At 43.7% G+C, this 1,718-nt stretch carries 2 protein-coding genes; both read right to left on the minus strand.

The window, feature by feature from the left end; genetic code table 11:
• A partial coding sequence (locus QUA45_RS28675; RefSeq protein ID WP_333223319.1) for a condensation domain-containing protein occupies window positions 1-1,014 on the minus strand: 1,014 nt, incomplete at its 3' end.
• Between the two features lie 47 nt (window positions 1,015-1,061).
• Window positions 1,062-1,718, minus strand: a 657-nt coding sequence (locus QUA45_RS28680; protein WP_333223321.1) for an aminotransferase class III-fold pyridoxal phosphate-dependent enzyme, incomplete at its 5' end; no start/stop codon positions are given.

The following is a 1,718-nucleotide window of genomic DNA, read 5'->3' on the forward strand; positions in this document are numbered from 1 at the left end:
AGCGATGAGAAAATTCGGACTCCGTTTTTGCAGAATTCCCACCAGTTGTCGATTTTTGACTCCTAAACTCTGCAAAAATCTGGCGAGTTGATTCGCTTTTGCGTTCAGTTCGCGATAAGTTAACTGAGTTTCTTCAAAAACCACAGCTATTCGATCGGGCGTTTTTTCGACCTGGCTTTCAAATAAATCGTGAATCGTTCGCTCGACAGGATACTCTCTAGCATTGTCGTTAAAAGTTTCTAATAGCTGGCGGATTTCTGATTTGCTTAAAAAACTAAGCTCCGCAATTTTAAGGTGAATGTTGTTGGTGACGTTTTCCAACAGATTGACATAGTGTGCCGTCAGTCTTCTGATGGTTTCCTCTTTGAAAAGCAAGTCGCTGTACTCAATTTTGCCGACAATCCGATTGCCCTCGACTTTCAAAGCAATTGTTAAATCATTGCCGAGTTCCGCAAGATCGATTGCAGAGTGAATGTTTTCCCATAAGACGGCTACGTCAAAAATTGGACAGCGGCTCTGAGTTTCGGAAAGTTTTAACAACCGCACTAATTCAGCAAACGGATAATTTTGGTGGCTGTAGGCCGCGATCGCAGTATCTTTGACTTGCAGCAGAAACTCTTTAAAAGTCAACTGAGGAGTTACAGTGGAGCGCAGCGGAACCACTCGATTAATTAAGCGATCGCTTTTTTCTGGGTTATAAACCGGCGAGCCGACAATAACATCCCTATTGCTCGTATATTTGTGGAGCAGTATTTTAGCGGTAGCGAGGAGAATTAGATAAATTGATAAATCGGATTTTTTCGCCAACTTAAAAATCGCTTCAGACAGTTCGCTCGACAGTTCAAATTCGACCTCTCGCTCTTTGCCGCTATCTAGCACAGGTCTTGCATAATCGGCTATCAAAGTTGTCTCCGGCAGTTCCCCGGATAGCTTGTTTAACCAATAAATTTTTTGAGACAACAAGTTATCTGAAATGGGGGTCAGCGGCCTGATTTGATTAACTACGGCTATCATCGATCGTCTCCTCACATTATTAAAAAAATTGGAAAAAGTTATGGCAATTAGGAATTCAAGCAATCGGACAAGGCTTGTTGCAGAATCAGGCAGCCTTTTTTCAAAATCGGCCATTCTATAGTTAGCGGGGGCAAGATTTTGAGCACGGTATCATTTCTCCCAACTCTTTCGACGATTAATCCCAACTCGAAACACCGCGAAGTGACCTTTTTAGCAAAACTGGCACCGCCAAAATTTACCAAATCAATGCCCCAAATTAAACCAATTCCTCGGATCTCTATTTTTTCGCTGATGGGGGCGATTTCTTCGGCGAGGAATTTTTTTAACAAAAACTCTTTCACTTGTACTTCGGGTTCAAGGCGGATATTTTCTCGATACTCTAGAGCAGCGGCAGCTCCTACGAAAGCGAGTTGATTTCCCCGAAATGTACCCGTATGTTCGCCCGGTTCCCAAATATCGAACTCAGGTTTAATCAACAAAAGCGACATCGGAAATCCGTAACCGCCGATCGATTTGGAGAGGATTACCATATCGGGAACGATATTAGCTCTTTCAAAGGAGAAGAATGGTCCTGTCCGCCCGCAACCCACTTGAATGTCGTCGCAAATTAATAAAATGTCGTGGCGCGAGCACAAGTCTCTGAGTTGTTGCATCCACTCGACGGGCGCGACAATTACTCCCCCTTCAGCTTGCACCGTTTCAAA

This window comes from Microcoleus sp. Pol12A5 (assembly GCF_036701435.1).
Taxonomy (GTDB): Bacteria; Cyanobacteriota; Cyanobacteriia; order Cyanobacteriales; family Microcoleaceae; genus Microcoleus.